The 24,913-nt window shown below is 37.6% G+C and carries 20 protein-coding genes, 1 tRNA gene and 1 pseudogene; 4 read left to right on the plus strand and 18 right to left on the minus strand.

The window, feature by feature from the left end:
* The first annotated feature begins 482 nt into the window (after positions 1 to 482).
* A complete protein-coding gene (locus I6F50_RS02435; RefSeq protein ID WP_197175236.1) occupies positions 483 to 1,493 on the plus strand; it encodes an alpha/beta fold hydrolase in 1,011 nt (336 codons plus the stop codon).
* A gap of 107 nt (positions 1,494 to 1,600) precedes the next feature.
* Here the strand turns inward: I6F50_RS02435 and I6F50_RS02440 are convergent, their stop codons facing one another.
* Positions 1,601 to 2,029: a hypothetical protein gene (locus I6F50_RS02440; protein ID WP_007586178.1), complete on the minus strand. Its 429-nt coding sequence runs from the start codon at positions 2,027 to 2,029 to the stop codon at positions 1,601 to 1,603.
* A 663-nt stretch (positions 2,030 to 2,692) separates the two neighbouring features.
* On the opposite strand from I6F50_RS02440, the gene I6F50_RS02445 reads away from it, so the two are divergent.
* Complete coding sequence (locus tag I6F50_RS02445; protein ID WP_007586180.1) at positions 2,693 to 3,079, plus strand: YkgJ family cysteine cluster protein; 387 nt, start codon at positions 2,693 to 2,695, stop codon at positions 3,077 to 3,079.
* Here the strand turns inward: I6F50_RS02445 and I6F50_RS02450 are convergent.
* The 4 genes and pseudogenes from I6F50_RS02450 to I6F50_RS02465 form a co-directional block, all read right to left on the minus strand.
* Complete coding sequence (locus tag I6F50_RS02450) at positions 3,050 to 3,391, minus strand: hypothetical protein (RefSeq protein WP_166418992.1); 342 nt, start codon at positions 3,389 to 3,391, stop codon at positions 3,050 to 3,052. The two genes, I6F50_RS02445 and I6F50_RS02450, sit on opposite strands and share 30 nt — an antisense overlap.
* 198 nt (positions 3,392 to 3,589) lie before the next feature.
* Positions 3,590 to 5,512, minus strand: coding sequence for a beta-agarase (locus I6F50_RS02455; RefSeq protein ID WP_197175238.1), 1,923 nt, complete (start codon positions 5,510 to 5,512; stop codon positions 3,590 to 3,592).
* Positions 5,513 to 5,523: 11 nt separating this feature from the next.
* The gene (locus tag I6F50_RS02460; protein ID WP_165727460.1) at positions 5,524 to 6,342 is read right to left on the minus strand and encodes an alpha/beta hydrolase family protein; all 819 of its coding nucleotides are present in this window, start codon (positions 6,340 to 6,342) and stop codon (positions 5,524 to 5,526) included.
* 11 nt (positions 6,343 to 6,353) lie between these two features.
* Positions 6,354 to 7,463: pseudogene (locus I6F50_RS02465) on the minus strand (Zn-dependent alcohol dehydrogenase).
* A 36-nt stretch (positions 7,464 to 7,499) separates the two neighbouring features.
* Here I6F50_RS02465 and I6F50_RS02470 point away from each other — a divergent pair.
* Positions 7,500 to 8,354 (plus strand): helix-turn-helix transcriptional regulator, encoded by an 855-nt coding sequence (locus tag I6F50_RS02470; protein ID WP_231612958.1) that lies wholly within the window; start codon positions 7,500 to 7,502, stop codon positions 8,352 to 8,354.
* On the opposite strand, the gene I6F50_RS02475 is transcribed toward I6F50_RS02470, so the two are convergent.
* The 6 genes from I6F50_RS02475 to I6F50_RS02500 all read right to left on the minus strand — a co-directional run bounded on the left by I6F50_RS02475 (position 8,340) and on the right by I6F50_RS02500 (position 16,341).
* Positions 8,340 to 9,617: an NAD(P)/FAD-dependent oxidoreductase gene (locus I6F50_RS02475; protein ID WP_165741152.1), complete on the minus strand. Its 1,278-nt coding sequence runs from the start codon at positions 9,615 to 9,617 to the stop codon at positions 8,340 to 8,342. The two genes, I6F50_RS02470 and I6F50_RS02475, sit on opposite strands and share 15 nt — an antisense overlap.
* Before the next feature lie 16 nt (positions 9,618 to 9,633).
* Positions 9,634 to 9,942, minus strand: coding sequence for a 2Fe-2S iron-sulfur cluster-binding protein (locus I6F50_RS02480; protein ID WP_197175240.1), 309 nt, complete (start codon positions 9,940 to 9,942; stop codon positions 9,634 to 9,636).
* 60 nt (positions 9,943 to 10,002) lie between these two features.
* Complete coding sequence (locus tag I6F50_RS02485) at positions 10,003 to 11,175, minus strand: cytochrome P450 (protein ID WP_197175241.1); 1,173 nt, start codon at positions 11,173 to 11,175, stop codon at positions 10,003 to 10,005.
* A gap of 448 nt (positions 11,176 to 11,623) precedes the next feature.
* On the minus strand, positions 11,624 to 12,733 hold the full coding sequence (locus I6F50_RS02490; protein ID WP_165741463.1) for a mandelate racemase/muconate lactonizing enzyme family protein: 1,110 nt from the start codon (positions 12,731 to 12,733) through the stop codon (positions 11,624 to 11,626).
* Positions 12,734 to 13,049: 316 nt separating this feature from the next.
* Positions 13,050 to 14,027, minus strand: coding sequence for an SMP-30/gluconolactonase/LRE family protein (locus I6F50_RS02495; protein ID WP_165741465.1), 978 nt, complete (start codon positions 14,025 to 14,027; stop codon positions 13,050 to 13,052).
* On the minus strand, positions 14,014 to 16,341 hold the full coding sequence (locus I6F50_RS02500; protein ID WP_166113094.1) for a beta-galactosidase: 2,328 nt from the start codon (positions 16,339 to 16,341) through the stop codon (positions 14,014 to 14,016). The genes I6F50_RS02495 and I6F50_RS02500 overlap by 14 nt, the downstream gene beginning before the upstream one ends.
* Positions 16,342 to 16,780: 439 nt before the next feature.
* Between I6F50_RS02500 and I6F50_RS02505 the strand changes: the two genes are divergently transcribed.
* Positions 16,781 to 19,150 (plus strand): TonB-dependent receptor, encoded by a 2,370-nt coding sequence (locus I6F50_RS02505; protein ID WP_197175242.1) that lies wholly within the window; start codon positions 16,781 to 16,783, stop codon positions 19,148 to 19,150.
* 368 nt (positions 19,151 to 19,518) lie between these two features.
* On the opposite strand, the gene I6F50_RS02510 is transcribed toward I6F50_RS02505, so the two are convergent.
* The 7 genes from I6F50_RS02510 to I6F50_RS02540 form a co-directional block, all read right to left on the minus strand.
* A complete protein-coding gene (locus I6F50_RS02510) occupies positions 19,519 to 20,139 on the minus strand; it encodes an FKBP-type peptidyl-prolyl cis-trans isomerase (protein ID WP_165727452.1) in 621 nt (206 codons plus the stop codon).
* Between the two features lie 69 nt (positions 20,140 to 20,208).
* A complete protein-coding gene (locus I6F50_RS02515; protein WP_024590139.1) occupies positions 20,209 to 20,595 on the minus strand; it encodes a hypothetical protein in 387 nt (128 codons plus the stop codon).
* Positions 20,596 to 20,648: 53 nt separating this feature from the next.
* Positions 20,649 to 20,739: transfer RNA gene (locus I6F50_RS02520), tRNA-Ser, on the minus strand.
* A gap of 158 nt (positions 20,740 to 20,897) precedes the next feature.
* Complete coding sequence (locus tag I6F50_RS02525; RefSeq protein WP_007582705.1) at positions 20,898 to 21,275, minus strand: hypothetical protein; 378 nt, start codon at positions 21,273 to 21,275, stop codon at positions 20,898 to 20,900.
* Positions 21,276 to 21,478: 203 nt separating this feature from the next.
* Positions 21,479 to 22,027: an NAD(P)H nitroreductase gene (locus I6F50_RS02530; RefSeq protein WP_007582703.1), complete on the minus strand. Its 549-nt coding sequence runs from the start codon at positions 22,025 to 22,027 to the stop codon at positions 21,479 to 21,481.
* Positions 22,028 to 22,157: 130 nt separating this feature from the next.
* Positions 22,158 to 22,841, minus strand: a complete 684-nt coding sequence (locus I6F50_RS02535) for a DoxX family protein (RefSeq protein WP_007582701.1) — start codon at positions 22,839 to 22,841, stop codon at positions 22,158 to 22,160.
* A 93-nt stretch (positions 22,842 to 22,934) separates the two neighbouring features.
* Positions 22,935 to 24,896 (minus strand): FAD-dependent oxidoreductase, encoded by a 1,962-nt coding sequence (locus I6F50_RS02540; RefSeq protein WP_197119180.1) that lies wholly within the window; start codon positions 24,894 to 24,896, stop codon positions 22,935 to 22,937.
* Between the last annotated feature and the right edge of the window lie 17 nt (positions 24,897 to 24,913).

Consider the following 24,913-nt stretch of genomic DNA (forward strand, 5'->3'; position numbering starts at 1 on the left):
GTGTGAAAATTAATCCTTTGTGTAAAGGCATCGAATTCACAATCAATATAATGTTAACAATTAACTGTATGCAACAATAAATTAATGATTTGTTCAAATTTCACACCTTAGTACCATAAATAGGCACGTGAATTTAAAGTTTAAATGAACAACATGAACACAATATTTATAGTTACAAATAATAGTCACTTATAACACACACGACAAAAAACAACCGTAAGCATATGTTACTAAATACTTTTTAATTTATCGGCATGAAATAAGTACAAGAATTAAATTTTTATATATGCACTTAGTTTTTTAAGAATATATTTTTTTACGACAGATTCGAATTGATATTTTAGAGGTTAAACTGTTAACAATTATTATATTTTATACTTAGACATTTAAGTAAATTGGAAGTTTTAATGAATGTAATTATTAAGATGGCTGGTCTAATTTGTTAATAAAGCAGTATTACCAAAACATTAACGAGTTTAGTTATGCACCCAGATATACAAAACAATCTTAAAATAAGACCTGCTCACATCGCCTCATTTATTGTGTTTTTATTAGTATCTATGTCTACACTTACCGCCAAAGTGTACGCCACAGATGCTGTATGGCCTTCAAAAACCACTTACAAATATGCAAACGTAAATGGTAAAAAAATATTTTATCGAGAAGCAGGCAAGCAACATGAGCAAACAATTGTACTTTTACATGGTTATCCGTCGTCATCACATAGCTACCGTGAGCTTATTCCGCTTTTATCTGGGCGTTATCATGTGATAGCACCTGATTATTTAGGCTCAGGTTATAGCGACCGCCCAAACCCAGAAACTCAAAAATATACTTTTGAATTACTAGCTCAATACGTTGAAGGGTTACTCACAACGCTTAAAGTAAAGCGCTACAGCCTATATATACAAGACTTTGGAGCGCCCGTAGGCTTTAGAATGCTGTTAAATAATCCTAATAAACTTGATGCACTTATTGTACAAAATGGTAATGCGTATTTAGAGGGGCTAACCCTACCGAGGCAAGCATTTTTTAAAGCCGCGAATGAAGATAGTTCGAAAGCTCAGCAAGATAAAATTTATTCGTTCACGTCTGAACAAGCCATTACTAATAAACAGTACTTACGCGATGTGCAAAATAATACTCAAATAATGAACCCTGATAGCTGGACTCACGACCTTCATTTTTTACAAACTAAAACTGATCGATCAATTCAAGTACAGCTACTACAAGATTACTACAACAACCTACTCGACTACCCCAAATGGCAAGCATATTTAAGAGAGCATCAGCCACCTACATTAATTGTATGGGGTAAAAACGATCCAGCATTTATAGCTGCAGGCGCTAAAGCGTATTTAAAAGATGTACCAAACGCAGAACTGCATTTACTCGATTCTGGGCACTTTAGTGTTGAAGAAAAACCAGTTGAAATAGCAAAGTACATTGTGGACTTTATGGATAAATTAGCGATTAAAAACAAACAAAACTAATTTACTTTGTAATACAAAAAAGCGCTGAAGGTATGAAATAACCCACCAGCGCTTTCTTGTTAAATATAAAGCTAAATAAAACGTTAAATAATACTCACTAAATCAGCTTAACCTTCTTCTTCAATAAGTGACTCTAGTAGGTCATGTATTTCAGCTTTAAGCTCTTTGTCTTCAATTTTATTAGCGCTAACTTTAGCATTTTGAAGATTTTTAATGGCCTCGTCTTTTTGACCAAGCTCAAGCTGTAATGTAGCCATTGAAAAAGAAACCGACGACATGTGATCTTTGTTATTAATCGCAATCGACTTTTCTAATGCTTTTTCGTAAGTAGTAATTGCCTCTTCTAACTCTTCGGTAAAATCAGCTAAAGTTTCCCATTGTACAGGGTGATCTTTTGAGGTGTTTTCGTTTTCAATACAAATAGCTTTTAATTGAGCAAATAACGACTCAAACTTTTCACGGTTATTTTTGTTAGCCGCCGCCATTAAATCTTCTGCTAGATCATGTACCGCTTTATATACTTTTGTATTCATCATCACTGGTTATCCTTTAATGCAGCTAAACTCATTTACTCACTCAATTTAGCTAAAATGTATCATTACAGTCATTATAAAACGTATTTAAACAACTGATTTATTTAATTTGGTGTATAGCGTAATAATACATTAATAATGAACATCGCGTAGGCGTTAAACACTCTGAGATTAAACTTTATCGCAATTACTCTTGGTAAACTTACACGCTGAATAAACTTGCAACCCAATCCAACGTAAAAATGGTCGTAAAGACTTTAAGTGCAATGACAACTAAAAATAATAGGATGATTGCCGCTTTGGCTTTGCTACTTTTAAGATTGTTCCAATACAATAGCTTTGCATTAAATTCTGTTTTTAACTTAGTGACAGCCTCCTTCATAATAACGCCCTGCTTAGGTATCTGCGCTCAGCAACATTTAACAATCACACAGTTGCTCAAGCGGGGTTTGTAATATTTTTCGCTACCTTTAGAGTAAACCATTAAATAAAGCCTGTACTATATAAAATGTAACAAAGGGTTTTAACTTAAGTTATTGTATCTAACTATTGTTTACACACCCAAAAATTAAAGGATGGGTAAATTCAGTAGAGCGTTAATAATAAATTTGGTGCTACACTAATAACTAACTTAAACTCGTTAACAGCCAACCAAATTAGCAAATTATGAAAGAATGCAACCAGTGTGGTAAATGCTGTATTAAATATGGCGGCGGCGATTTAAGCGCAACGAAAGAGGAAATAGATTTATGGGAGCTCTTTAACCCCGAAATTTATGAATACGTTAAAAACAACGAAATTTGGTTTGACCCAAAAACAGGCTTAAGACTTCAAGTGTGCCCATTTTTAGAAATTGCGCCTAAAAAAGATCCTCTCGCTAAAAATATGTATACCTGCAGTATTTACCTCGACCGCCCAGAGGACTGTCGCCACTACCCAAGCCTCATTCCTGAAATGATCAGAGACGAATGCGAAATGATTGAACCTATCGACATAAAAAATCAAACCAGGGCTCAACATAAACTAGATATACTTATGATTGATAGTCGGTAACTCTCTTTTAAACTGCAACAGGTTATTGGTTATTTTTTTATTTTTAAATAAGAGTAAACGTGTATACCAACAACCTATAGCCACAACAATAGAGCCAAAGCAAATTACAAATAAGGGTATTATAGGCTCATTCCATCCCATTGGAATAATTATAATAAATGGAGTTACACTCGCTAAAAGAACCATAGGTAAATTAAAAACATTAAATTTTTTTAATAAAATTGATATTGGTACCCCATAAACAAGTAGTGCGGGATAAACATAAAATAAGCTTCCGCCAACCATTAAGGCATCTGTTTTCTTTTCGGCCAATAGCACAAGTAAATATAATACACATAAAGATCAATCACTAATGCATACGAATTATGCCATCTATTTTTAAAATTTAATAAGACTTCTGTGATAATTAAAGATTGTCTATGAATTTAAAAAGCGGACGAATAACAACTAAGGCCACTAATAATTAGTGACCTTGCTTTTTATATCATAACAAATAGTTAGTTTTTTAAATTAAATATCATCACTGTACTCAAACGCTTGGAGCGTCACGCTGCTAACAAATCCGCCATCATCAGGATATGTAACTAATATTGTATTATTGGTTTTTAACAGCTCGTTTGGTACTTCGATTTCTAGCATACTAAATACTTGTGGGCGAAATACTTGCTCATCACCGGCATAATCGGTTGGTACAGTAACTAAAGTGTCATTTACTTTAACGATAGGTTGTTGAGCTAAATCATGCTCTCTACCAAAACTTAAACGCAATATACCTTTACCATATTCACTTATTTTTACATCGTTAATGTTAAATTTAAGCGCTGTATTGGCTTTAATTGCCTGTTTGTAGGTTGTTGCATAGTATTTATGCTCGTCAGACTCAGCAATAATTTTTATATTGTCGCTGAACGTATATTCAATAATTACTGTGGCTTCTGCGCCTATGTTAATGCTTTTTGGTAACTCATTTTTTACACCAATATTTTGTGATGTTGTTGTAAGTGTTGGCTCACCATTAGCAAAGTGCAAGTGCTTAATTTTAATGTTATTAATCGGATTGCTTGGTAGCTCTATTAAATTTAGCAAGGCGCTATTAGCACTTGTTTCTAAATTACTGATAATTACATATGCTTTGTTATTGTTTACATAACTATCTACTAGTAAGTCGGCTTCGTTTGATTCAGTATTAACACGTGTGCCATTTACATCTGACCACAATTGATAAAATTTAATAATGTCGGTGAATACATATTCATCGCCTGTTTCACCTGTTTTTTCGTCATTGTGGCGTAGTAAGCGCCAAGCATAATCGCGTCCCTCATTACCACTCCACTCTGCTTTTGCTAAACTAAATGGAATGGCTTTAAGTATGAGATTCGGTTTAGCCATAAATTGCATCATCATAGGGCTAAACGATTTCATAGTTTGCCAGTCATTTATTGCAGTCCATGGCGTTGCTTCTGTTTTATGGTCACGCCCGCCGTATTCCGAAATCATGAAAGGTTTTACCTTACCTAGTTTAAGCTTTTCGTATTGCTCCATCATATCCATAGTGGCTTCTATACGGGCTCCTTTAAAGTTAGCAACGCCTTTATCGCGGTTTAAGTAGCCAAAGTCATAAAGGTGAATCGAAAAATAATCCATGTATTCACCGCTGGTATCTAAAAATAGCTTCATTCGCTCATCCCAACGATTGAAATTGTTATCGTCAAACCATGGAAAGGCAGTGGTGTACCCACCAATCTTAATACGTGTATTAACTTTTCGTATGCCTTGGGCTACTTCGTTATGAAAAATAAATGTATCGATAGGCTTACCGTGATGTACATCAACAAGTTCGTAAAGTGGCTCATTAAGTATTTCAAGGTATTGTGGGCGTGCTGGGCCTTTGTTCGGTCCTTGGTTGTCATTTCGATAAAATTCATTTACAAAATGTCCCATGTATTGACCCACGGCATCGGTATTAGCAAAGCTCCATTCGCCTTTGCCTTTATGATTACCAATCCAAAACTGATTAATTTGCCCGCCTATCATTACATGGGCTCTATTGTCGTATTTATGAAGCTTCGACAACGTTTTACCATAATAATCTTCGCGAGCAGTTTTGCCATAAGCAGCGATACTCTCAGGGCTTGCGTACCCTAGATTATTTGGGTTTTGCTCAACTTGAGTCGCGTAATACGGCATAGAACCGTTATCACGACCAAAGTACACATCAAGGTCGTTAAGTAAGTAGTCGAGCTTATCTTCTTCCCCCTTCCAATCGGTTGTTGTTAGCATCGAGTGCATAACAATATATTTGCTTCTATCAAAGGTTGATAGGCCGTCAATACTTCGCTTTACGTTTAAATTTACGGATACTTCTGGCTGTGCGACTAAATTGCTTGATGCAGTACATGCAAATGCAATTAAAAGTGAGCTAATGACTTTCATGGGTTATTTCCTTATTTTAATTGTGTGTGAGTTTTGCTTTCTAATTGAGCAAAAAAGATCATAGTTTTAGCTACATGTTCGTGCCAATACTCCCAGCAATGGGTGCCTGCAAAAATATCGAACGTATGAGGAACATTTTCATCAACTAGCTTTTTTGCAAGCGCAGTATTAGCACTAAAAAGTACATCGTCTTTTCCGCAATCAAATCGCAGTGGCGGTAATGTCTTTTTATTCGCGCTCAATGTTTTAAACACGTCGCCTTTGTACTTATCAGTGGTTTTTTTTAGTGGCTTTAGAGTGTGTTCATCAACAAAGTGATTAAAGTCGTCAAGCTCAGTAATTGATGAATGCGCTGATATACCGCTAAAAATAGTTGGATGCTTTGCACCTAAACATAATGCTCCATACCCTCCCATTGAAAGGCCCGTAATATAAATATTTGATGAGCTCGAGCACATTGGTTGAGTTTGAATAACAGCGCTAATCACATCATCAACTATCCATGCTTCATAATCTGCATTTTTAAGTGGCAAATACCCGCTGCCCTCGGCGTGCGCGCCATCTGATGGCATCACTAATACAAACTCGTTAAGGCCACTGCTACGAAGCTGCTGATACACTTTATGTACGCCCCCTAGCTGGCTCCACACCCAGTGGCTACCATACACACCATGCAGTAATACAATTATAGGTACATTTTTATTACTGGTTGCTTCTTGGTAAATGCTTATATCACCTCGCCCTTTTAAGTGGCTGCTATACGCGGTTAGCGTTACAAAGTTATCAGCGGTGTAGCTGCTATTTGATATTTCTAAACGATGAATTGCCATTTTATACTCCTTTAATCATCAAACACGACGACACCTTTAGCGATACGCCCTGCTAGCATGTCGTCAAAGCCTGTTTGTAACTCATCTAACGAGTAAGTTTTTGTGACTAGCTCATCGAGCTTGAGCATTTTTGCGTCATAAAGGTCTAGTATTTGAGCAAAGTCGCGCTTAGGATTACATTGCCCGTAGAGCGGATTTATATAAATTTTATCCCACTCAAATAGTTCGCAATCAAAATCTATTTTTTGCTCAATGCCACTCACTTGTACCGCAACTCCCGCGCTGCGTATTAATGCTAATGGCGCTGAACCAAGTGCCGGCACTGCTGTACACTCAAAGGCATAATCGGCTCCGCGACTATTTGTTAGCGCTTTAACTTCGTTTATCATGTGAACTAAATCAGGGTCATACTTTTTAGCAAGTACGGTATGTGTAGCACCAAATGCTTTAGCTTGTGTTAATCGCTCCGGTGACAAATCAATTGCTATTATTTTAGCGGCGCCTGAAATTGCAGCCCCTTGTATTGCATTTAGTCCTACGCCTCCACAGCCTAATACGGCCACTGAAGAACCTGCTTTTACTTTAGCTGCATTAACTACTGATCCGTAACCGGTCATTACGCCGCAACCAACAATACTTGCACTTGGAAAAGGAATGTCACTGTGTATTTTTATAACTGCAGCAGCCTTAACGACGGTGTATTCGCTCATCGTACCTAAATGAAATGAGCGCTCTAAGCTATTGCCATTATGCTCACACGCTTGTTTACCTGCGTGTCCGCATAAACCATTGCCAGTTACGGGGCTATTTACTTCACAAATGTGTAAATTACCCTCTTGGCACTGGAAACACTCACCACACGGAATCGCCCAATTTAGTATTACTTTATCGCCGATAGTAAATTCCGTTATACCTTCGCCCAACTCAACAACGGTTCCTGCGCCTTCATGACCAATGATAAATTTTTTATTTCACGTTTTAATTGAATCCCAATCTGTATGACAAATACCTGAGGCTTTTATTTTAATTTTTACTTCGCCAGCACTTGGTTTTCCGACATTAACGATATCGAAGAAAAAACCGCCTTTTCCATCTGCAATTGCAGCTTTTGCCTTGTACATGTAGACTCCTAAGTCTCTAAATATAAGTATTATGTTATGAAGCAACCGACAATTTACTGTGAACCGTTTTGTATAAAAGACGGTTACGATTTCGAAATTCATCATGTAAGTTATCTTCAGCACGATAGCTATTCATGTTTTATGCACTTTCATCAGGTGCATGAATTTATATTTTTTGAACAAATTGACGGCACTTATTTTTATCATCAAGGTGAATCGATTCTTTCTGATTTTGAGGCCGTTTTTACACCCGCTATGGAAACCCACGAGTTTGCTTTAAATCCGCGCCCTAAATCTTGGTATATTGTGCAATTTATGCCTGAACGCCTTAATAATCAGGCCTTACAAGAATTTATAGAATTACTAAAAACTGGTTTGCATTTAAGCTTTAGCATTGAAATACAAAAAAGGATTCATAAGTTGCTCGCTTGGATGCTTAGCGAATTTAACGAAAATCCTAAAAGTAAAACCTGTGCTCAACTGTTTGATAGCTTAATCACTATGGTGTGCGAATATGGTAAAAGCAGTTTATCTAAGCAGCAAACGTCATTAAGTAGCTCAGCAAGTTTTAAAAAGCTTGCTCCGGTAATTAATGAGCTTAAAACAAATAACGGCCTTAACCTGTCACTTGAGCAAGCCGCAGCCCTTTGCCATTTATCACCTTCGTATTTTTCAAGGGTATTTAAAAAGCACTTTAGAGTGCCTTATTCCGACTACCTGATTCAGCACAAGTTATATAATGCCGCACGGTTACTCGGGCAAAGTGATGTTTCGGTGACTGATATATCTTACGATTTAAGCTTTTCTAGCCCGTCGTATTTTATTAAGCAGTTTAAACATCACTTTAAAGTGACTCCGCATCAGTATCGACAGCAGTTACGCCTGAAATAACTGAGGTTTTGCAAGTGCTATAGTCAAATTGTTCAATACCTGTTTGTTTACCTTTAAACCTTGCTTAATAGCCTGTGTGCCAAGTACATAGGCCTTTGCATAATTAACAGCTTCCACACAAAGCAGTGTGTCGTTATTAAAGTACCAAAGTGAAAATTGACCGGGAGCTTCTTGGCGCTTAATAATCTCGTTATAGCCTTGTGATAAACCTACTATTTGTAATTTATATTCGTATTGATCTGACCAAAACCAAGGGAGTGCAGGAGCTGACGTATTATTTTTAGCTAAAAACTGCGCAGCAACTTTAGCTTGGTCAACTGCGTTTTGTACCGACTCAAGTCTGATCCAACGATTATAAATTTTATTAAAATGAATAGTGCAATCACCAATTGAGTAGATATCAGGGTGTGATGTTTGGCATACGTCATTTACTTTTATGCCTTGCTCAACCACCAGCTCAGCATCTGTTGCAAGTTGTGTATTTAGCCTTACACCTACGCCAATTAAAATAAAATCGGCGGGATACTCACTGCCATCACTACATTGCACATAATGTTTATTGTTTGTGTGCTTAATTTGTACAATATCTTTTGCTGTTTGCAGGTCTACCCCCTTCGTTTTGTGTAAATCAGTTAAAAAGTTAGACATAGCAGATGATGTGACTCGCGATAGTATTTTTTCTTGTTTTTCGATAACCGTTACTTTAGCGCCAAGTGCAATAAAGGATGACGCCGATTCAAGGCCGATATAACCTCCACCAATAATCACCACTTCTTTGTTAGTGCTTGCACTTAGCGCTTTTTTTATTGCTACGGCATCACTATGTGTTCGCATTGCGAAATATTGAGAGGTGCCATATTCATCTACAGTTTCACTAAGGCCTGTAATTGGAGGAATAAAAGCTGAGCAACCGGTTGCGATTACTAATTTATCAAATGCTAGATGCTTATTATTTTCAAGAGTAACTATTTTGTTATCTTTATTAATTGCAGTAACACGCTCACCTAAACATAAATCTATATGGCTATCTGTGTAGGATTTTTGCACCTTTAAAGGTATTGATTTTACCTCTAACGATTGCAGCGTTTTTTTAGACAGCGGTGGCCTGTGATATGGCAGTTCAGGATCGCTATCGAGTAATGTAATTTTACCCAGCCAACCTTGCTGGCGTAAGTTAAATGCAAAGTTAACGCCGCCATGGCTTGCACCAATAATAACAACGCTTTGCTGCAGTGAGTTTGGCTCTAATTGTGTGTTTTGCATAATGCTGTACCCGCTTTTAATTGGCTACTCTGAAGGTCATACCATCAATATTTTCAGACACCTCAATTTGGCAACATAAACGGCTGTATTGCGTTACGTTATCGTCCAGCTCTAGCATGTCGCTTTCTATCTCATCGGGTGTACCTACTTTTTTAAAGTCATCCGGTGTTAAGTAAATATGACACGTTGCACACGAACATACACCGCCACAATCACCATCAATACCAACAACACCATTTGCTGATGCCAGTTCCATTAGCGAGCCACTGTCGCCCTCTACTTCAATTGCATCGTTTGTTTTGGTTATAAATATTACTTTCGCCATCGTATTAATCCTCTACTTTTACTTGTTACTATATTTATTTAACTATTTTCTACGGTGTTTTTATTTTGATTTAAAGCTAACGTGCAGACTGTTAAAGCCAACCTTTCTTGAAAACTCACCGAGTTTTTCAATATTTTCATCTGCTTTTATTGCCTCTATTTGAGCAACTTTATTAGCAAGCGATAACACTAGTTGACGTAAAATTTGGCGGGCATGCGTTGCGCCCAAACAATTGTGATGGCTAAAACCAAAACTAATATGCGGGTTAACTTTTCGATCGAAGTCGACATTGTTAGGGTTTTTGAATACCTTTTCATCGCGATTAGCCGACGCCCAACATAACGAAACTCGTGTGTCGGCTTTTATAGCGTGCTCACATACACTTGTGTCTTGCGTAGCGACACGGCCTATTTGCGTAAGCGGCGAAAAATAGCGAATTAGTTCTTCTACGGCCCTGTTTAATATTTCAGGCTCATCATCAATACGCTTTAAATCGCTGATGTTTTCGCTAAAGTAGGCAATAGAGTTTGTGATCGCGTTTATAACGGTGTCGCGCCCCCCTGCAAAGGTGAGGATCATCACACCTTTTACTTCTTCTTTACTCAGCTTTTTACCGTTCGCCTGTGAATTTAAAAGCACTGAATATAAATCATCACCCGGGATTGCAATGGCGTTTTCTATTTGCTCATCAATGTAGTTGTATAGAATATTGGCTTTATCGCCATCAAGGTCACTGTCTTCACTTCTAAATACATGAGTACCCCAATCTATCCATGTTTGTGCTTTATCCATTGAGGTATTAAGTAACAGCGTTAACGCTTTAGATTGAAGTGGTAAAGCAAATTGTGACACCACATCAAACGACTCTGCTTTAAAGGCGTTTTCAATAGTTTCATCAATAATGGTTTGTAAACGCGCTTGGTAACATTCATCTAATGGGCGTTTAAACCAAGGGTTTAATAATTCACGAAAGCCACCGTGCTGAGGAGGGTCTACTTCAAACGGAATTTGGCGTGTTTCACGTATTGCCACTTCTGATGGAATTACAATACGTCCAGGTTTAGCACCCGATTGAAAAACAGCACAATTATGCGCTGCTTTTCGTACATCTTTTAAGCCTAAGATCATATTTACAGGATCGTTTTGGTCATCCATTTGACCCATTCCTGTTACTTTTCGTTGCTGTACAAACGCATCGGGAAACTCGCTAATACCAGTTACTTTTGACGTCATAATGAAACCTAATTTCTATTATTAATCTATTTTTGTTACACCATTTTAATCGCAACTTTATTATACAAATACACTGATTTTGCTTAAAAATGGTAATTTGATGCTCTTTATTGCTATTTTAAATATAAAAAAGCCAGCAATTAAAGCTGGCTTTTGACGGAGTTGTGAGAGCCCCTAACTAATTAATTTAAAATCTAGGTAATGAAGCTATTCTCGGTGTGAATTGCAACCAACAGTTTTACAGCAGACTAAGCAATTTGGGTTTGTGTAAAACAATCAATATTTGCAATGGCAATAACTATTTACCTTTATAAAAGCGTCCACAAAATCAGTACTCATAAATTAAAACTTATGACAAAGAGATTATCATTCATTCCTTGATAAATAATTTCTACACTGAATTTGTGGACACACAACAACTCTTTTCTTTTATTACTAATTTTTCTAGTTACGACTGTTTAATTAAATGTGTTCTCATTAGTTGAGGGTCAAATTCTACACCCGTCCCAATTATATCTGGCGCGCACGCTTGCCCATTTTCAAGCTTTAAAGGACGTGTTGTATATTCATCTATAGGGAATGAATGAACTTCTAAAAAACCAGCGTGAGGCTGAGATGCCAACAGTGATACATGTAGTTCATGCATGCCATGGCTACAAATAGGTAAATTATGGGTATATGCCATACTCGCTACATGTAACCACCCTGTTATGCCACCAATATTTGATGCATCTGGTTGTAAAAAACCTAATTTAGCTTGACTAATCGCATAGCCAAATTCGTGCAATGTATGCAAATTTTCACCCATTGCAAGCGGTATTGAAGTCGCTTGTGCTATGCGAGCAAAGCCTTTGTAATCATCAGGTATAGTCGGTTCTTCAAACCAGGTTATGTCGTATTTTTCAATTGATTTAGCAAAACGAATAGCTTGCTCAACAGTCATTGAGTAATTGGCATCTACCATAAGTATTTTATCTTTACCTATTAGCTCTCTTACTGCGGCTACACGTTCTATATCTTCTTTAAAGTTGGGTTTACCGACTTTAATTTTTACTGCATTAAAGCCACGATTTAAATAACCATCTATATTACTAAGCAGTTTTTCTTGGCTAAAGTTTAAATCTATTCCGCCTGCATAGCATTTTGTTTGGTCACTGCTACCACCCGCAACTTGCCATAATGGTGCATTTAAGCGCTTACACTTAATATCCCACAGCGCTATATCAACTGCTGAAATCGCAAAGCTAAGTAGTCCACCTCGGCCAACATAATGAAGATCCCACTGCAATTTGTCCCAAATTGCCATGATAGACATTGAATTTTGTCCAATTAGACCGGGCTTTATTTCATCGTTAAGGAGTGAATAAATTGCGCGACCACCTTTGCCGCCAGTGTAGGTATATCCCATCCCTTCATACCCGTCGTGAGTCATAATATGCACTGTAATAACTTCAAAGTGAGTGTGATCGCCATGCTTTGCATCACTTAACACTTCTGCTAGCGGAATTTGGTAATACTCGACTTTTACACTTTTGATTGTTTGTGATGATACTTTCATTAAGCCACCGAATTAGTTAACATAACACTGTTCATTGTTAACAATTTACAACAGGTATTTGTTGTTGTAAAGGTTATCTGTTTAATTAAGCGAAATTATCCGAAGGTCTGTTTATCTTTGAGAATTAAAATTTGTTCAAACTCGAGGCTATTTAATCGCAGCGTGAGATTTGTAACCTAGTGGGCTAAGTAAAAACCGAGCAAAGCTTCCGCGTCCTGCTCACGCCCCTTACCTTCATTCATGTAGGCAACAAAGAGTAAATAGCCCCTATCAAGCGTGCTTATAGGGGCTTTAATTTAACAATAGAATAACAAGACTATTTTAAATCAAGTGCCAATAGCTGTGTATGCGCTGTTATATAAACGCGGTTTTGTGATTGGTTAAACGTTAGATTAGCACTAATATTTGGCATTTCAATTTGAGCTAGTAGCTCAGCATTTTTATTAAATAACCATAACCCATTGGGACCTGTAGCAAATATAATCCCACTTTTATGTACCTTTAAACCATCTGGTAAGCCTTGGTCATGCTTAATTGCTGGTGGTAATTCATAAAATAAAGATTTACTTATCACTGCACCGCTGTCATTTAAATCATACTGATACCACGCAGGTTTATTAGCATTAGATGCCGCCACATATAACGTTTTATTATCAGCTGATAATGCGACCCCATTAGGATAAATAAGATCACGATCTAGCAAGGTAAGCTCCCCTGTATTTTTAAGTGAATATACCCCCTGAAACTTAAGCTCTTTGCCTTCATCATCTAATTGATTAGGTAAACCATAGGGTGGATCACTAAAATAAAGCATGCCTTGGTCGTTAAAAACGCCATCGTTTGGGCTGTTAAACTTTTGTCCATTATAATGACTTACAATTTGTAGGTATTGTGGTTTAGGCGTGCTTAATGGCGTCTTCATTTTTGATATAACACGTGAGCGCGATTGCAAAAGCACAAGCTCATTTTGTTTATTTACAATTAAACCATTTGAATAGCCACTATGCGCTAAGTACAAACTTGCACCTTTACCTGGTGTATATTTATAAACCTGATGATTAGGTATATCAGAATATAATAAATATCCTCCTTGATTAACCCAAACCGGCCCCTCTAGCCAGTCATAACCCGAAGCGAGGGTTTTAACATGGCTATTTAAGTTAAGCACTTCAAGCGCTTGCTCATTAAATATTTTGTAGGGGCCTTGCTCGAATAAAAGTGTGTTACTTTGCTTAGCAGATACACCCAAACAGAAAACACACACAGCGCTTAGTATATATTTAATTTTTTGCATTATTATACCTGCGTTCATACAACGATTTATTCACGCTTTTAGCTGCATCTACAAGCGGTTTGTAAGGAATGTCCGTTACATTTACAAAGCCTACATTGTAGTTTTCACCATCGTATGCTCGCCCAGTTAGTGGAGAGTCTATGTATTGAAACCAATGCGCACCAACAAAATATGGGTTATCTATAACGCTATTCATATATTTTTTGTATTTAGTACCACGCTCTTGCTGAGATTGAGTGTGTATAAGGCCTGGGTTTAATAGCCCAGAATCAAGCGCACCATTATGAAATTCACCTATTATGCTTGGCATGTCTATATCAGATAAAAATGCCCAAAAATCTTCATTTAATCCCTCTCGGTAATAGTTGTAGCTCATCACATCTACATGCGCGGCAGCGGCGGCTCTTATTTCAGGCGTCATACCCCAGTCAGCAAAACGTGCTCCCATATTCAGCTGATTTGGAAGGTGTTTAGCTATAGCCGCGTCAACCACTGCAAAATACTGATTAGCATAATGAAATAACATCGCTGATAAATCGATATTAGTTTGCTCGTTAAACTGCGTGAGTGCGACGCCTGCAGCAAACTCATCCCATGATGCAATACGTGTATTCCATGCTTTATTAAGTTTGCTAATTTGGCTGTACTTATTTTTCATTAAGGTAACAAATTGTGCTTTAGTCGGGCTATTTTGGGCGTTATTTTTAAGTGTATTAATAGCAATACCATAACGTGAGGCGTCAGAATTCATCATGCCCCAGCTTTTTTCGTTATCAATAAATACACCAACACACCAAGGACTGTTTTTAACTTGCTGGGCTACTTTTGCAAGCGTTACATCTGCGCGCTCAACGAATAATGGATCAAATGGGTCAGGTAATGGGCTCCAGTAGTCGTTACCACTGCTTACCGTTTTGAAATTACCAATGATCCACGCATTAGCAAAGTAAGGTAATTGGTTAGTATGGTAATAGTCTTCTTCTATCCAATTGCCAAAAGAAGTAAAGCCCCATGAAAGCATGCGTTTTACAGTGGTATTTTGCCACTGTTTCATTAAGTCGTTGTTGTTATGGGTTTGATATTTTCGCTCTAAATTAGCGCGATAAAAGCTAAACGTTTCACCTTTTTTAATTGCACCACTGTGAACTTCGCGTCTGTAGCCGTAATTATCTGCTAAAGGGTTATTTTGCTCGGGTAGCCAATTAAACATATCAGATCTTAGTGTTGAGCTTTTATAACGTGTTGACCACGCAGTTTTTGGAGCTGGATTTAATCCTAATGAATCCTCTGGTGTTAAATCATTAGCTTCGCGCTGCTTAATATAGCTTTGGTCAAAATCGTAACCGGTAATAGTTGAAGTATTTGCCATACGAACGTTATCAATGCCGGTTGAAAAAAACAGATAACCTTCTGGGTCGACTAAACTCCATTTCCCTTTGTATTTTTCGGTTCTAAAATATCCCGTTGCCTTTAATTGTGGGCCGTTTTTCCAGCCACTATATTTAGAACGTCCTTTCATTGGTGAGTTTTGTAAGTTAATTTGCTCTTTTTGAGAAATAACTTGTAGCTGCTCTGTTGAAGATACTTTATTGGTAAAGTCTAATTTTGCATTTTGCCCAAATTTATCAACTAACCCTTTTAGATAGTTAGTATCAAAATTAGTTGGCTTTATAAGGCGTAAGTTGTCTATTAAAATTCGTTTATCGTCAAGTAGCCCTTTTACTCCAAATGATATTTTTACAATGCTGCTAACGTCGATATTTTTTTGTCCGCCTCTATAGATTATTGGCGTATAACTGCTTTTCCAACTTGGTGGGTTTGAGCGAATACCTGAATTAACATTTAAATTTGCGCCTTTTAATTCTATGTAATACGTATTTTGAGACTTTGCTGGCACAACAACACTTCGAGTTTGAAATTGTCCCGACTTGTCTATTGTCTTTATGTATAGGTGAGTAGAAGCCTCATCAGGGTTTTGTATATCAAGTGCAAGGGCAAAGTTTCCTGTTGCTTGCCAATCCCATCCTTTTGGGTTTATAAATTCAAAGTCACTTTCTACATTAGATTTAGATTTTAATGTAACCGCTAGTTTATGGTTTCCACCTTCCTTTATTAATGTACTAAAGCCATTAATTGTATTTATATATTGGCTGTAATTATCCTGTTCAAAATCAAAAATTATATGCTCTTTTTTTAATGGAGTGGCTCCTTTAGTTGAATTTTGATCTGAAGCTTTCGCATTGTGACACCCTGCAAGTACCGATAAACAAAAAAACGAGGATGCTAATTTTACACTATAAGGATTGAGAAACATGTTGGCCTACTATTGTGCGTGTTTAAATGTGTACTTTTGAGCAATAATTGATAGCTAAAAAGCGTTAAAACTACACAAGATAATTACACAAACGACGATATAAAACAATTAACTGTTAACAATGCAATGGATTTTAGAAGTGTTTTATAATAGAGGGAGCTATTAAAAAATATAAATTATAGGTAAAAAACATAAAATTCAATACTTTAAACACTACTCTCCATAATCATTAGCAGATATTCTTTGAGGGTACTACGAGTAGATTTGTTACAGTAAAGTAGAGTTAATGCCAGATTAACTTCTATTGTAAAGCAAACAGTTTATCGGCACTTTTAGTGGTTTGAACGCAAAACACAAGGTTATACTATAACATTGTTGATTCGTTAATTTTGCGGTGTTATATTATATCACAACATAATAACCACGAACCAATATATCCATGACAAAGTTAACATTAATCTCCTCTGCTATTTTTTCTGTTTTATGTTCTCAATCAGCTTTGGCTGCAACCGTTACCGGTAAAGTAATGGATGATAAAAATCAACCAATTAAAAATGCCTCTATCCATGTCCATGGCAAAAACCAAAGCGTTAAAAGTAATGATTTAGGCGAGTTTGCTATCGATATAGATGCAAACAGCCAATTACATATTAGTAAAGACAACTACATAGACTCTCGTATTACTGTTACCGAATCTTCAAATAATCTGTCTGTGTCACTTAAACCAACATCGGTTGAAACAGTGGTTGTTTATGCCTCTGCACTTCATAAGAACAGCCTAGAAATGATTTCTCCTGTAAGTGTGCTATCTGGTGATGAATTAAGAAATAAATCTAAACCAACACTTGGCGAAACTCTTAAAGGTTTACCAGGCGTAAATGCAAGTTACTTTGGCCCTGTATCATCAAGCCCAATTATTCGTGGTTTAGATGGCCCTCGCGTTAAAATCACACAAAATGGATTAGATGCCAGCGATGCGTCGCGAATTGGCCCAGACCACGCGACATCAAGCGACAGCCTAGCGGCAGAGCAAATTGAAGTGTTGCGCGGTCCAAGTACCCTACTTTATGGCTCTGGTGCAATTGGTGGCGTTGTAAACGTGGTTGATAACCGTATTCCTACTAGCAATATCGACGAGCTTACAGGCGCTGCTGAATACAGCCACGATACGGTGTCAAATTCAAACACCGTAGCTGCAAAACTTGAAACAGGTAATGAAGGCTTTAACTTTCATTTTGATGGTACTAAGCGCAGCGGCGATGATTACCAAACACCGACCTTTACTATTGCCGACGATGATGGCGATGTTGAAACCGAAAGCTCGGTAGAAAATACTTTTATTGATAGCGAAACACTCAACTTTGGTACCAGCTATGTTGGCGATCACTTAACGATTGGTTTTTCTTACGGTAGCATTGATACTGATTACGGTATTCCTGGGCATGAGCATCATCACGATCACGAAGGTGAAACTGAAGAAGAGCATGCAGAACATGAAGATGAAGCTGCTGAAGAGCCAGTTTACGCACATTTAGAGCAAGACCGCTGGCAAGGGCTTGTAAGTTACGCTCTTCATAATAACTGGATTGAAACCATCAACCTACGTGTTGGCTATACAGATTATTCACACAGCGAAATTGAAGATGGCGAAATTGGTACTACTTTTAAAAATAAAACGACTGAAGCACGTTTAAATGTAGAGCATAAGTTTGCTGATTGGCACGGAATGATGGGCTATCACTACAGCGATTCTGACTACGATGCAATTGGTGAAGAAGCATTTACACCCGCGAGTGTAACTACAACTAACGCATTATATTTACTAGAAGAGCGTGAATTTGGCGACGTGACAATAGAGCTTGGTGCACGTGTAGAAGATTACAAAATTGAAAGCCAAATCACGGCACACGAACATAGCCACGATGAAGTAGAAATAGATCATAGCGACGAAGAAACTATTGGATACAATAAAAGCTTTACCAATTTAAGCGCCTCTGCCGGTGCCATTTGGCAGTACAAGCCGGGTCATAGTATTGCGACAAGTATTTCTCACTCAGAAAGAGCTCCGCTTTCTGCAGAGCTTTTATCAAATGGTTTACACATTGCAACTGGCACTTATGAACTAGGTCTTGGTTACAACATTGAAGATAATGAAGCGCATTTTGGGCCAGAGAATATCAAGCAAGAAACCTCAACAAACCTAGATTTAAGCTTTAGACGTTTTAGCGGTGATTTTGGTTACACCGTTAACTTTTTCTATAACGATATTAAGAACTTTTATTTCCAAGAAAATACAGGTTTAGTTTACGATGAAGAAGATGGTTTAGAATCAGCTATTGGTGCACATGACGATGCTGTTGCGGTTTATCAGTTTACAAGTAAAGACGCAGAGCTTTATGGAATTGAGTTTGACGCACATTACCAAGTAACCCCAAGCGCTATGGTTAAAGTATTTGGTGACTCAACTCGTGCAAAACTAAAAGACGACGAAGGCAACTTACCGCGTATCCCTGCCAATAAATTAGGCTCTGAGTTACAGTACGATTTAGGTGACTTACAACTAACGCTTACAGGTACTCATTACTTTGATCAAAACGATGTAACTGCATTTGAAACAAAAACGGACGGCTATACGTTATTTGATGCACAAGCTAATTACCAATTAGGTTTAGGCAGTGTAGATGCACAGCTTTATATAAACGTGGATAACATTACTGATGAGTTAGGCTTTGTGCATAGCTCATTTATTAAAGATAAAGCCCCACTACCTGGCAGAAACTTCCGCTTTGGTATCCGTGGCTACTTTTAATAGCTGACAAGCTCTTTAGTTTATATATTTAAAAACCGCATTTTATTAAGGCGGTTTTTTATTTTTAGAATATATAATATCAACACGCAGTAATACTTAATCGATTTGAAGGATTAAACCTGACGCTAACTGCGTTAAGAATTTCTGATATACGACTGCATGGATGCAGGAGGTAGAGCAATGCAAAAGCAATTAGTGGTAACAACTAAACAACGAAATTTTTGCCTTGTTATCGACACAATTTTCTTAGCGAAAAATAGATCACTTAATTAAGCTAATTGGTATAAAACTCTTAAATTACAAACACAAAAAAGCCGTATTCAAATTGAATACGGCTTTTTACACTTTTAAATTAAAATGTATTTAATTTAAGAAATGATTTCGTGTAGCTCAACATCAAATACAAGCGTTGAGAAAGGTGCGATTGCAGCACCTGCGCCACGTTCACCATAAGCAAGCTCATGAGGAACGTAGATACGCCATTTAGTACCTACAGGCATCATTTGTAATGCTTCAGTCCAGCCTTTGATCACGCCACCAACTGGAAATTCAGCTGGTTGACCGCGCTCGTATGAGCTATCAAACACAGTACCGTTAATAAGTGTACCGTGGTAATCAACACGTACTGTAGACTCAGCTGTTGGCTTTTCGCCTTCGCCAGTTGCTAGTACTTCGTATTGAAGACCAGACTCAGTTACTGTGATTTCAGGACGTTTTGCGTTTTCTTCTAAGAATGAAATACCTTCTGCAGAAAGTACTTGTGACTCTTCTTCACGACGAGCTTGAATCTCTTCGTTTATTTTTTCAAATGCAGCTTGGATCTCAGGGATCTCAACTTGAAATGCGCTACCAGCGTACGCATCTTTCATGCCTTCAAATACTGAATTTAGGTTTAAGCCTTCAAAAGGATTAGACTTAAGTTGCTCACCCATTTGTAAGCCAATACCGTAACTTGCTTTTTCAGCATCTGTAGTAAAATTATCTGACATAATGTGTTTTTCACGTTTTGTTAGTTAAAAGACGCGACTATGCTATCACAAAATAAACCGCGTTTGGGGCTAGTTTTTGCTGAGTTTTAGCTTAATTAGGCCAACAATATAACTACAAAGCGGCAAACTGAATAAAATTCCAACAAGTAGAGGCATTGTTAGTAATCCTGATTCGCCAAACAGTAAAAATGGCACTACAAGCAGCCCTATACAACCAATAAAAACAGAGCCAATAACTGGCCAATGCTTATCGTATTTGGTAATAAGATGGGCAGCTAAAACATTAAAACCAACACCATAAATTAAACCGGTAATTAATGGATACTCTGGTTGAGCGTCTATAGCCATTTTTACTAATAAGCTAATAGCACTTTGATAGCAGTAACCAAATACCGTCCATAATAAAAGATGTTTTATTAATTTCTGCGAGGTTGGTAGGTTTGTTGCTTTAGTCATTTAGAAACTCCACAAAGCAAAAAACCGCCCATAAGGCGGTTTTTTTTAAATAATGGTGGAGAGATAGGGATTTGAACCCTAGATGGGCTATAAACCCATGCCGGTTTTCAAGACCGGTGCATTCGACCACTCTGCCATCTCTCCGCACGGCGCGAATAATATGGCTAAATACATAACTTGTAAAGAGCTAAATAGAAATTAATATAAAATATTAACATATTGGATAAAATAGACCCACTTTGTTCTTTTGTTAAGCTCTTCACTTTAATAAAAGTGTAGTTAATGGACTAAAGTTAAACACATTAATAATATTGTTTAGGTCTACGTGCAATCCAAGAGCAGATTAAACAAGCCAATATACTCAGTGCGGTAAAGGTAACGCCTTGAAAAATTAAATCGAATCGATTTAAATCATCACTTGGTACTACAACAAACATAAAAGCAGGTAGCACACTAAGCGATAAAACGTAGCAACATACTTTAAATGCACGCCCAAAGTCGAAACGTTTGGACTGGTGCATCCACCATGTTAACAACACAAGCATACCCATCGCTGAACCGGCTATAAAGTGTGATGCATTTGTGCTCATTGCAACATACAGTGTTACAAAAGCACCAATGATTCCCCAAATTGACCATGCTAGCCAATTCTCTTTTTCACGTAAAAATAAATTTCCCATAGTTTTCGTCTTCTTTATCGTTATTTTTATTAAGACTTTCCATAATGTATCAAAAAACAACCGATTAAAAAACAAACTGAAGAAGATTTAGTAAATTTAGTGCTTCCAAGCGCTTCTTACAGCCAAGTCATTAACTTTTAAATAATACTCTTTGTAACCTTAATGAATTATGACTATGTAAGTTGCGCAAAGTTCATACTATTTCACAAATTACTAAAATAGTTTTCTGGCTTATGGCGAGGCGACTTTTTACAATCGACTTCGGGTGTACCTATATATAAATACCCTACTATTTCATCTTGCTCATGTAAGTTAAGCGCTTTTTTAACCGCGCTACTTTGTGCAAAGTAGCCTGTGCGCCAAACACCGCCTAACCCTTGGGCAAATGCAGCTTGTTGCATCGCTAATACACTACAGCCTGCGCTTTGTACTTGTTCTATTCGAGGAACTTTTGGGTGTTCTTGATATTTAGCAATTGCTATTACAATCATAGGCGCACGAAGGGGAAGCTCTTTAGCACGGTTAATTACTTTTTCTTCTTGTTGCTCTGCCACTGCACTTTGATGGTAAATTTCACCCAGTTTATTGCGTGCATCACCTTGAGCAACAATGAACTGCCACGGTGCTATACAGCCATGATCAGGAACACGTAATGCTGCTTGCTTAATTATGTCGAGCTGCTCAGGCGTAGGGCCCGGCTCTGTTAGTTTAGAGTCTGATTGGCGGGTAAGTAAAAGCTCGATAGCGTTCATAACGATTCCTCAAAATTCAAAACGCTAGAGTAACATTTAAACCCTTAAAAAATAAATACCGAGAAATTAAAATGCAAAACGGCCGCAAAGGGTTAAGCTATGCGGCCGTTAGTAAAGTAGATTAAATACGTTATTCTTTTACAATATTTCGCCTTAACCAGTAATCTATACTAACAAAACGCCCACCGCCCATAAAAAACAAGCTAAGAAGCATAGCAAAATAAATTGCCGAAAATTCTATACCGTTGTTTAAAATAGACGGCTTGCCCTTTTCGTATAGATAATCAGGAAACCCGTGTTCTTCAACTAAGCCACGAATTTTACCTATTCGGTCTTGTACTTCTAGTGAGTTTTCAAGGCTTTCTTTAGCGCCCGGAATTGATAACCAATCGAGCACTTGCGCAGCACTTGTTTCTGGATTAGTTGGTGCTATTGCAAACCAACCATTATGCCAATGCACTGAGGTTGCAGCGACAACCATTGTGAACATAAGTGGGATACTGACCAAGCGAGTTAAAAGGCCAAGTAATAAAAACCAACCTCCTAAAAATTCACTCCAGCCAGCTAAAAAAGCTAGTAAGTCAGGAAACGGTAATCCTAAACCCCATTCATTATTACCAAACCATTGAACTACATCTGGAGATGCTAAAAAGTTATCAAAGAAACCTTCTGTCTCACCGCTTATAGCAAGTTTGTTATAACCTGCAATGATCATAACAGGGGCTAAAATCAAGCGAAATAGCAATGCAGGTAAACCATCTAAAAATGATAGTTTACCCAATATTGCATCATAAAGATTGGTTAGTTTATTCATGCGTATCCTGTGTGTTCACTGTTTATTAAGTTATAGACTATAAACAGCAAAGACCGCATGAATTGATAAACTATTTCAATTTATTTACAAAGGTTAAATACTTCTAGCGACCTGAAGTGCTTCAAAAATAGCGCGTTTAGCATCAATAGCTGCAGCTAGTTTAGCTCCGCCTATAACATGTACCTTTGCGTTATCTGTGTAATTTTCTAGCACTTCGTTATTAGAAACCTGGCCAATACAGGCAATAACAGTGTCTACTGGCAGTACTAGAGTTTCACCAGCAACATTAATAGTTAGTCCGCTTTTATCAAAGCTTTGGTATTGGCAATCAGCAATTTGCTTAACGCCATGCTGCTTAGCAACTTGGCGATGTATCCAACCCGTTGTTTTACCAAGCTCGCTACCAAAACGACCCGTACTGCGTTTTAACATATACAATTGACGTTCGTCTTTATGAGGTTGGGCTTCACACTCAATCCCCCATTGCGTTTTAAACTCGCTAATAGTTTGCGATTTATGTTCGCTTAAAAACGCAACCATATCAAAACCTATACCACCGGCACCTAAAATAGCAATTGATTTACCCAGCTCTACTTCGCCGCGTATAACTTCGTCATAAGCAAATACACGCTTATCATCGCTACACTTAATAGAGGCTTCACGCGGCCTAACGCCAGTTGCAAATACGATGTCATCATAGTTTTTAAGCATTGAATCGTCATAAGCTTTACCAAGCTCTACAGTTACTTTTAATCGCTCAAGCTCATTAGTGAAGTAAGTAAGAGTATGGTTAAAGTCTTCTTTACCTGGTATTTGCATAGCTAAATTAAATTGGCCACCCATTTGCGGTTTTTGATCAATTAACGTGACGTTATGCCCTTTTTGAGCCAAGTAACAACTTGCCGATAAACCAGCGGGGCCTGCACCGACTACTAATACGTTTTTAGCTTTGGTTGCTTGCTCTAACGGGTAATCTAGCTCAAATGCAGCTTGTGGATTAACTAAACACGTAGCACGTTTATTTTTAAATACGTGATCTAGACAACCTTGGTTACACCCTATACAAATATTAATTTGCTTAGATTGATTATTTGCGTATTTATTAAAAAACTCTGGATCGGCAAGTAGCGGCCTTGCCATCGAAATTAAATCAGCCTCGCCTGCATTTAAAATATCGTTAGCAATTTCTGGAGTATTAATTCGGTTAACAGCAATCACTGGCACGCTCACCACGTCTTTTAAACGTTTTGATGCTTCTTTAAATGCACCTGGCGGCACCATACTCGCAATAGTTGGTACACGCGCTTCGTGCCAACCAATACCTGTGTTAAATATATCAACACCCGCTTTTTCAAGCTCGGTAGCTTGTATGACAACTTCCTCTGGTGTTGAACCGTTTGGGATTAAATCAATGACCGACAATCTAAAAATAATTAAGAATTGCTCAGATACTTTTGCTCTTACAGCTTTAACTATTTCAAGCGCAAGTCGCATTCTATTTTCTAGGCTGCCACCAAATTCATCTTCACGTTTATTGGTGTGTGGCGCCATAAACTCATTAATCAAATACCCTTCAGAACCCATAACTTCAACGCCATCGTAGCCGGCTTTTTCAGCCATATAGGCAGAGTGCGCAAAGTCTTTAATTGTTTTTTTAATCGAGCCAAGCGTCATAGCTTTAGGTTTATAAGGATTAATAGGTGCTTTTATTGCACTTGGTGCCTGATTGAATGGATGGTACGCATAACGTCCAGCATGTAATAATTGCAAACAAATTTTTCCGCCGTGTTTATGCACAGCATCTGTGTAAGCGCGGTGCTTAAATACATCGTAATAACTATTAAATGAAGATGAAATAGGTGTTAATTTGCCACGTAAATTTGGGCTGTATCCGCCCGTAATTAACATTGCAGTGCCGCCTTTTGCACGTGCTTCGTAAAATGCACGTAAGCGTTTGCGGTTATGCCATCCCTCTTCAAGGCCTGTATGCATTGAGCCCATCACTAAGCGGTTACGTAATTGTGTGTGTTTTAGTTGTAATTGTTGTTCTAACATCTTGTGCCCCGTCAACT

This window comes from Pseudoalteromonas sp. NZS127_1, assembly GCF_015864295.1.
GTDB classification, from domain to species: domain Bacteria; phylum Pseudomonadota; class Gammaproteobacteria; order Enterobacterales; family Alteromonadaceae; genus Pseudoalteromonas; species Pseudoalteromonas arctica.